The organism is Microvirga sp. P4_G7 (assembly GCF_056401005.1).
Genome location: NZ_JBFUKD010000133.1, coordinates 1 through 7,493 on the forward strand (window position 1 = coordinate 1; position 7,493 = coordinate 7,493).

Consider the following 7,493-nt stretch of genomic DNA (forward strand, 5'->3'; position numbering starts at 1 on the left):
TCGCAATCGGCAGTCGAGGCTCGTACGTCGGCGCTATATGCGGACAAGATAGAGTACGCCGCCGCCATTGTATTCTGGAGACCGAGTTTCTGTCTCGGTTTCCCGTTCGCTCAATCGGCATCGATGCGTCTTGCGGCCTCCCGGAACAGTTGCTCACCCTCGGGCGTAAGCTGCATGGCAGTGAGGAAATCGTCGACACCGTACCGCGGCAGCATGGCGTGGATCGTCGCGAGATAACTTCGCGCCTCGTCGATTCGGCCGGCGAGGGCGAGTGTGTATGCGGCAATCGCCAGAATCTGTGCGTGGGCGTTCGGCCGCGCGGCAGCTTTGACGCCCCAATCGGCGGCTTCGTCGAATTGGCCCAGCCGCACGAGGGCCATGGCGCGTGTGCCGAGCATTCCGAAGAGCAGGGGATCGAACGGACTGAGATGCCGTGAGTGATCCGCGGACACGATGGCAGTGTCAGGGTCGCCCGCCTGGGAGTGGACGAAGGCAAGCGTGTAATGTCCCTGGGCGAAGTTCGGGCTCAGGTCGACCGCTTGTTCCAGTTCAGCGACGGACTGGCTGTGCCGGCCACGCAACCACAGCGCTCTCCCCATTGCCCAATGTGCGGCAGGGTCGCGATCATCGGCCATCAGGCTTTGTCCGGCCGCCTCGAAGGCGCGGTCGATTTCCGGTGCACGCGTTTCCCAGCCCTGAAACGCATTCTGGAAATGCGTGAAGGACAGCCCGGCATGCGCACGCGCGAATGTCGGATCGAGACCGATGGCCATCTCGAAGAAGTGCTGCGCGCGTTCGTTGTCGGACCGCGTGAAGCGGTACATGTGCCACAGGCCGCGGTGATGCGCCTCCCATGCGTCGAGCGAGTTCGGTGGTTTGAGAATGGCGCGACTGAGTTCGTTCGACTCGATCTCGCGGGCGACAGAGGCCACCACCCTGTTTCCGATCGCGTCGAGCACGAGAAAGGTGTCGTCCAGTGTGTGGTCGAAGATGTCGGCCCAGACCACTCGTGCGGTCCGCGTTTCCGAAAGCTCCACAGTCACCGTAAGCCGCTTGCCCTCGCGTCGCACGGAACCGCTGACGATGTAGTCCACGTTCAGCATCCGCCCGGCTTCCTCCGCGCCGATGCGGCGTTCGTGCAACGTGAACACGCTTCCCTGGGCGATGACGAAAAGGCTTCGCAGTTTGGCGAGCCTTGTGATCACGTCGTGTGCAAGCGCATCCGCAACGCCCCCATGCACGCCTATCGCAATGGATCCATCGATGAACGGCATCACTGCGATGGAGGCGCGTCTTGGCGCAACGACGGCGATGTCGTCCTTTGAGAGGCTTGCCGCTGCGGGCAACGAGACGGGAGTGGCATTGGGTATGCCACCTCCCTGCGCCTTCGCTGCGCGCCAGGTGTCGCGGATCGGACCGGCATCGAGACCTTCAGCCTCGAACAGGCGGCACGCCACGGCCAAATGTTCCTCGCCTTCGCGGAACTGGCCGCGCCGGGCAAGGCCACTCAAGAGCAACTGATGGACGCGCTGATCGAACGGGGCAAGCTCCAACCACGCCTCCAGGTGCGTGTGCGTCTCATCGTCCGCGGAGTTCTTGACGAGATGTTCCAAGAGTGCCGTATGGATGCCGCGGAAGCGGCGTCGCTGAGCCGTGAGCCAGCGGCTGAAGATCGGACTGCGTTCGATCTCGAGACCATCGAGAAAATCCCCGGCGAACAATGTTGCGAGCGTGCGCAACCGATCTAGCGCCATCGTCTCAAAGCCCGCTTGAGCTTCCCGTGCGATCTCGATTGCGTCGACAAAGCAGTCTGTCAGGTCGAGACTGACCGCGTCAGTACGGGTCGCGACTCTCGCGTGGTCGGGTTGGTCGACGAGGTTACGGATCTTGCTGAGGCACCAGCGGAGCTCGCCGCGCGGATCATTTGGGATGTCCCACAGCAATTCGCAAAGCTGGCTTCGCCCAATGGCATGCGGAGCAAGGGACAGGTAGGCGAAGAGCGCACGAACCTTGCGCGAGGTCGGCAGCGCCAAGGCCAGGCCGTCGCGAAGGATCGTGAGGGGTCCGAGAAGGCGCACCTGCATCGCGGCACCGGCTCGGCTGGGCCGATCCGATTCCATGGGCATTTCCATGCCGGCTCCCACGCTCGCCCCCACGGGTGGTCGATACCGTACAAATCGAGGTTACGGCACTGATGCCGCATCGACTTCGTCGCCTCCGCACGGAAGGCGACATCCTAGCAGAATAATCCGCGCGATTGGAGAGTGACATGGTTACATCTGCTGCCACCCTGACTCAAAGCCGCCCGCCCGAACCCATCGACCTAAAGGTGGTCAAGACCCGTCAGCAGGGAGCTTGGTCTTCAGGCGATTATGCGGTGGTCGGGACAACCCTGCAGATCGTTGGCGAAATGCTGTGTGAAGCGCTCGACGTGCGCTCTGGCCAGAAGGTTCTCGACGTAGCCGCTGGCAACGGCAATGCAAGTCTTGCTGCGGCACGGCGCTGGTGCGACGTCGTCGCCACCGATTACGTACCTGCGCTTCTCGACCGCGCTCGCGAGCGTGCCGAGGCCGAGCGGCTCAACATCGCCTTCCGGGAAGCCGACGCGGAAGCGTTGCCGTTCTTGAACGGTAGCTTCGACGTTGTCATGTCCACCTTCGGGGTGATGTTTACGCCTGATCAGGACAGCGCGGCCGCCGAACTCGTTCGCGTCTGCAAACCAGGCGGGAAGATCGGTTTGGCCAATTGGACGCCCGAGGGGTTCGTCGGTCAGCTGTTCAAGATCATCGGGCAATACGTGCCGCCTCCTGCCGGTGCCAGATCGCCGTCCCTTTGGGGTACGCGGATGCGGCTGGCGGAATTGTTCGAGCCCCATGCGACGTCGATGACGGCGGAGCCACGGAATTTCGTGTTCCGATATCGGTCGCCGGAGCATTGGCTCGAGGTCTTCAAGACGTATTACGGCCCCGTGCTGAAGGCGTTCACCAGCCTGTCACCGGCAACGCAGGCCGCGCTCGAGCGCGACCTTCTAGCCCTCATCGAACGGTACAATCGCTCTGGTGACCGCACGATGGTGGTGCCGAGCGAATACCTGGAAGTCGTCGTCAACCGTCGCTGACGATGCCGGACAAGAGGGACGATCCGAGCGGAAAGCGCAGGGTCGTCCTGACTTGTCACCGAAGGGATAAGCGCCAGGTTGTTCGCATCACCACAAAGTCTTAGATCGAAGGCGAAGTTGTTTTCCGGGTCGCAGAGGCGCACTTTAAATGCACCGGCTGTCCTTGACCTTCAGCCGTGAGCGGACCCTGGACGGCGCGGATGTACCGCCGCCCAGGGGGGCCGCACGACACCCGAGTCATCCACGCGTCGATCAAGTCATCCGCGCGTCAATCGACGCACATTCGCTCTCACGCGTTTGCGTACGCCGCGCACGGCTTTGGCCGCCGACCCGCCGGTCGCCAAAGTCAACGCCGCTTCCTGAACGGCCGCGACTTTCTCCGTGATCATCAATAGATTTTCCGTCTTCGTCCCGCGGCCGGATGCGATCTGCATCAGGCGGGACCAAATCACGATATTGGACTCCATCGCGAGGAGCGAAAGGCTTGCTGCGAGCTTCCATTGCGTCGATATGGGGAGAAACATGGAGTGACCTTGCAGCCAAACGCTGCGAGGCAGAAACGCTCTCACGCGCCATTGGTTCAAATGCGGCGTTGCGTCGCTCATGCCAAACCTAGCCGAACGAGGGGCTGCTTACGCCATCGGTCCGGTTAGGTTCGTCTGAGAGAAGGACCGTGGAAAATGACAAAACTGTTCGATTTTCAGGCCGAGAGCATGCCGTCGTGGTGGGATGGCAACTATCGGATGCCATGGTTCGATCAGAACCTCGACTTGATGAAGGGCGACGGCGCCTCCGAGGTCGTGCTGGTTCCCACGGTCTATATGGACAGCCTTACGTCCACGCGCGTCTATCGGGACAATGGCGATGAAGGCGGCCACAACACCGACGGCGCACCGCGCACAGAGAGCGACGATTCGATCAGAACCGGTATTAGCGCCGCGAAGCAGCGGGGGCTCGACGTCATCATCAAGATGCACGTCAACATGCAGAACGACGATTGGAACGCGCTGATCGGTCCGCCGGAAGGGTCGACCGAAGCCGAGATCGCTGCGTGGAAGCAGCAATGGTTCGCATCGTATAAGGAATCTGTTCTTCACTATGCGCGGCTCGCGCAGGAACAGGGCGCCAAGGCGTTCGCGATCGGCAACGAATGCGAAAGCATGACGGGGCCCGAGAACAGGGCCGAATGGCTCGATATCATCGCCGCGGTGCGCGAAGTCTACAGCGGCAAGGTCACGTATGCGGCTACTTGGACGGAAGCTCTGACGGTCAGCTTCTGGGACGCGCTCGATTACATGGGTGCAAACCCATACATTTCGTTCACCGACAGCGACACACCGACCTTGGGCCAACTGATCGATGGTTGGACGCAGCCCTCGCCGTTCTATCATGTCAACGAACCGATCATCGCAGCACTCGGCGAGAATCTCTCCGCGATGGATGCCCTCAAGACGGTAGCGCTGACATACGGCAAGAAACTCATTTTCACGGAAACCGGTTTTCGCAGTCTCGACGGCACCAACTACGACCCTTGGACATGGCGTAGCGGCGATGTCGACGAGGGCGAGCAGGCCAGTATGTTCCAGGCCTTCTACAAGATCATCACCGACCGCATGAACGAAGGTTGGATCGGCGGTTATTGGTTGTGGAACTACGATGCCAGCACGAACCCGTCCGATCCTTCGCCGGATGACGGATTCTATACGCATGCAAAGAGCGCTGACACCTACGTAGAGCAGTATTTCAAGCAACCCATTTCAGTTGAGGGGCGGCTCCTTGCGGGCTCGGCTGCGGCGGAGCGACTGCTCGGCGGTCTCAATCACGACACGCTCCAAGGCGGCGGCGGAGATGACACGTTGCTCGGCGGCGGTGGCACCGATGTCGTTGACGGAGGAAGTGGCGACAACACCGCCGTGTTCTCCGGACGGCGGGCCGATTACGTCATCGCGACCGACCTCGACGGTCGTCTCACTGTGTCCGACACAATCGCCAATCGGGACGGCGTCGACACGCTTGCCAGCGTCCAGATCTTGAGCTTCTCCGACGGAGCTGTTCGCCTGAAAAATCAAGCGCCGGCGCATCTCGCGCTCGCTGCTGGTCCCGTAGCCGAGGATACCGCGCAGTCGGCGATCGTAGGCACTTTCTCGGCTGTCGACGCCGACGGCGACAGCATCAGCTACAACCTTCTATCCAGCGACGGCCCGTTTCAGATCGACGGAAAATACCTGGTGTTGTCCGGGCCCCTCGATTTCGAGACCAAGCCTGTCCACACTTTGTCCGTGAAGGCGACGGACGGAGTTGGAGGCGAAACCACGGCGACGTTCGCCATCACGATTGCCGACGTCAAGGAGAGCGTGCCACTCACGCTGCACGGAACCTCCAAGCGCGACGTACTTACGGGTGACATGCACAATGATGTCATCTTCGGATACGGCTCCGACGACCGTCTTTCCGGCGAAGCCGGTAACGACAAGCTCTACGGCGGAACGGGCAAGGACACTCTGTCCGGTGGAAGCGGCAAGGACATCTTCGTCCTGAACTCGAAACTCAGCAAGACGACGAATGTCGACAGGATCACGGATTTCTCCGTTGCGGACGATACGATCCACCTCGCACGTTCGATATTCAAGAAGATCACCAAGAAAGGCGTTCTCAAGAGCACCGAGTTCTACGCGGGCGCCAAGGCGCACGACGGCGATGACCGGGTGATCTACAACAAGAAGACCGGTGCACTCTTCTACGATGCTGACGGTAACGGAGAAGGAGCTGCGATCCTCGTCGCGATGATCGGGAAAAACCTCAAAATGACCGTGAAGGATTTCTACATCATCTGAGCGCGTCGACGTCGCGGCCCGTTTGGAGTGTTGTCGGAACGCGCGCCGCGGTTAACAATCCTGTGATCGAACCGAGCCTTGATCTCGATCTCCAGCGCTGCACTTCTAGAGCGTTGTGAGTGGCGAGGTCGTCCGATGAGAGTCGCGGTCGTCGTTCTTGGCGTTTTCGCAGCGGGGAGTGCCTTCGCGCAAGGACGGCCGACGACGACGGCTCTCAACTGCGCGCAGGCTGCAAGGATTGTGGCGAGCCAGGGCGCCATCGTGATGAATACGGCGCCTTACGTCTACGATCGCTATGTGAGCGGCGGTAATTTCTGTCAGGTCATGGAATCGACAGAGCCAGCCTGGGTGCCGACCGCCGACAATCCGCAATGCTTCATCGGATATCGATGCCGCGGCACTGCGCAGCGACAGAGCAGCCGATAGTCGACCTCGGCACCCAACGCCGTCAGAAACGGAACCCAGCGCCCACGCCTTGTCCGGTCATGACGGGCTGAAACGCCGGTTCGGTCGTCGAAGATGTCCCGACATCCTCCGAGGTCGACGTTGCGCCAGCCGCACCCGCACGGCGTGCCGTCGCGCGTTGCTCCGGCATGTTGTTTGCAACGGAGGGGGGAGGGGTAATCGTTGCGCGCGGGAGGACGCCCGCGCTCTGTCCCGTGTTGCAGGCTGCCAATCCGGCTGCCAGCGTAACGAACATGAACATCGTAACAATAACGCGCATAGTGCCTCCGGTCGCGATTCGCTTGAACCTAGATCGAGAAATGAAAGAGTCGAGAGGGAAGTCATGCCGCGGACCTTTCAAGGTCGTCTCACCCAGCTGCAGCATCAGGTTTCAGTCGGCAGGTCTGGGGTCGTCGCGGTGTAGTAGTAGGCCCGCTTCATCTCGTACATCAGCAGATCCGCCCGTTTGACGACTTCCTCGAGGCGTTCTCCAGGGCGGCTGGTGGCGGCGCCCATGGCAAAGCTCAGCATCGGTCCGGAATAGAACTGGTTGTTGACCTCCACCAGTTTTTCGATGCTTTCCATTACGGCGAGACCACCTTGCTCGTCTGTCGCGGGTAGCAGAATCGCGAATTCGTCGCCGCCGATTCGCGCTGCGTGACAGGGCTTGTCGATGGCGCCGTTCAACACCTCACCGGCGCGGCGCAGCAATGCATCTCCCGCGGCGTGGCCCGATCGGTCGTTTGCCGTCTTCAATCCGTTGAGGTCGGCGACGATGATCGTCACGGGGTACGGCCCTTTGCGGTCGAGGCGGTTCAACTCGTCAGCGTAGAACGAACGGTTGAAGAGCTTGGTCAGCACATCGTGCTTGCCGAGATACTCCAGATACGCCTCAGCCTTCTTGCGAGCGGTAATATCGGTCAGCGCAACCTGCACGAGGGACCAATCGTGCTCGTGCCCGGGTAGCACCGAGAATTGAAGATGAAGATGAAGTTCGTCGCCTTTGAGGGAATAGTTTATGACCTCGCGCTGCTGGAAGGTGCGTCCCTGCCAAAGGTCGATCAATTGCTCCCTGAAAGGTTCGCGCATGTCATCGC

General features: G+C 61.0%; 7 protein-coding genes. 3 read left to right on the top strand and 4 right to left on the bottom strand.

Annotated features, from left to right (window positions below):
• Positions 1 to 110 precede the first annotated feature (110 nt).
• A complete protein-coding gene (locus tag AC1DT3_RS08360) occupies positions 111 to 2,120 on the bottom strand; it encodes a BTAD domain-containing putative transcriptional regulator (RefSeq protein WP_477464790.1) in 2,010 nt (669 codons plus the stop codon).
• A 149-nt stretch (positions 2,121 to 2,269) separates the two neighbouring features.
• Here AC1DT3_RS08360 and AC1DT3_RS08365 point away from each other — a divergent pair, with 149 nt between their 5' ends.
• Positions 2,270 to 3,118, top strand: coding sequence for a class I SAM-dependent methyltransferase (locus AC1DT3_RS08365; protein WP_477464791.1), 849 nt, complete (start codon positions 2,270 to 2,272; stop codon positions 3,116 to 3,118).
• Between the two features lie 257 nt (positions 3,119 to 3,375).
• Here the strand turns inward: AC1DT3_RS08365 and AC1DT3_RS08370 are convergent, their stop codons facing one another.
• Complete coding sequence (locus AC1DT3_RS08370; protein WP_477464792.1) at positions 3,376 to 3,642, bottom strand: hypothetical protein; 267 nt, start codon at positions 3,640 to 3,642, stop codon at positions 3,376 to 3,378.
• 156 nt (positions 3,643 to 3,798) lie between these two features.
• Between AC1DT3_RS08370 and AC1DT3_RS08375 the strand changes: the two genes are divergently transcribed.
• Both AC1DT3_RS08375 and AC1DT3_RS08380 read left to right on the top strand, forming a co-directional pair.
• Positions 3,799 to 5,952 (top strand): glycoside hydrolase family 113, encoded by a 2,154-nt coding sequence (locus tag AC1DT3_RS08375; protein ID WP_477464793.1) that lies wholly within the window; start codon positions 3,799 to 3,801, stop codon positions 5,950 to 5,952.
• A 135-nt stretch (positions 5,953 to 6,087) separates the two neighbouring features.
• Positions 6,088 to 6,378 (top strand): hypothetical protein, encoded by a 291-nt coding sequence (locus AC1DT3_RS08380; protein ID WP_477464794.1) that lies wholly within the window; start codon positions 6,088 to 6,090, stop codon positions 6,376 to 6,378.
• 22 nt (positions 6,379 to 6,400) lie between these two features.
• On the opposite strand, the gene AC1DT3_RS08385 is transcribed toward AC1DT3_RS08380, so the two are convergent.
• On the bottom strand, positions 6,401 to 6,676 hold the full coding sequence (locus AC1DT3_RS08385) for a hypothetical protein (protein WP_477464795.1): 276 nt from the start codon (positions 6,674 to 6,676) through the stop codon (positions 6,401 to 6,403).
• A 104-nt stretch (positions 6,677 to 6,780) separates the two neighbouring features.
• Positions 6,781 to 7,493, bottom strand: a 713-nt coding sequence (locus AC1DT3_RS08390) for a GGDEF domain-containing protein (RefSeq protein ID WP_477464796.1), incomplete at its 5' end; no start/stop codon positions are given.